General features: G+C 64.2%; 1 protein-coding gene. It reads right to left on the bottom strand.

The window, feature by feature from the left end; genetic code table 11:
- A partial coding sequence (locus V7E45_RS40190) for a cbb3-type cytochrome c oxidase subunit I (protein WP_333779237.1) occupies positions 1-1,182 on the bottom strand: 1,182 nt, incomplete at both ends.

Raw genomic sequence — 1,182 nt, forward strand, 5'->3', positions numbered from 1 at the left:
GAACAGCGTCCAGAAGGTGATCTTGCCGAGGCGCTCGTCCAGCATCTTGCCGGTCATCTTCGGCCACCAGAAGTGGAAGCCGGAGAACATCGCGAACACGACCGTGCCGAAGACGACGTAGTGGAAGTGGGCCACCACGAAGTACGAGTCGGACACGTGGAAGTCCATCGGCGGCGAGGCCAGGATGACACCGGTCAGGCCACCGAAGGTGAAGGTGATCAGGAAGCCGACGGCCCAGAGCATCGGTGTCTCGAAGGACAGCGAGCCCTTCCACATGGTGCCGATCCAGTTGAAGAACTTCACGCCGGTGGGTACGGCGATGAGGAACGTCATGAAGGAGAAGAACGGCAGCAGCACGCCGCCGGTGACGTACATGTGGTGGGCCCACACCGTCACGGACAGACCGGCGATCGAGATGGTCGCGGCGATCAGGCCCATGTAGCCGAACATCGGCTTGCGGGAGAAGACCGGGATGACCTCGGAGATGATGCCGAAGAACGGCAGGGCGATGATGTACACCTCTGGATGGCCGAAGAACCAGAAGAGGTGTTGCCACAGCAGTGCGCCGCCGTTGGCCGCGTCGAAGACGTGGGCGCCGAATTTGCGGTCCGCCTCCAGGGCGAACAGCGCGGCGGCCAGGACCGGGAAGGCCAGCAGGACCAGGACCGCGGTCAGCAGCACGTTCCACACGAAGATCGGCATGCGGAACATCGTCATGCCCGGTGCGCGCATGCAGATGATCGTGGTGATGAAGTTGACCGCGCCGAGGATGGTGCCGAAGCCGGAGAAGGCCAGACCCATGATCCACATGTCGGCGCCGATGCCCGGCGAGCGGACCGCGTCCGACAGCGGCGAGTAGGCGAACCAGCCGAAGTCGGCCGCGCCCTGCGGGGTGAGGAAGCCACCCACCGCGATGGTCGAGCCGAACAGGTACAGCCAGTAGGCGAACATGTTCAGCCGCGGGAACGCCACGTCGGGCGCGCCGATCTGCAGCGGCATGATCCAGTTCGTGAAGCCGGCGAACAGCGGCGTCGCGAACATCAGCAGCATGATCGTGCCGTGCATCGTGAACGCCTGGTTGAACTGCTCGTTCGACATGATCTGCAGGCCCGGACGCGCCAGCTCGGCACGCATCAGCAGCGCCATCACGCCGCCGATCAGGAAGAACGCGAACGACGTGAC

Origin of the sequence: Streptomyces sp. IBSBF 3136 (assembly GCF_036815105.1) — a bacterium.
Classification (GTDB): Bacteria; Actinomycetota; Actinomycetes; order Streptomycetales; family Streptomycetaceae; genus Streptomyces.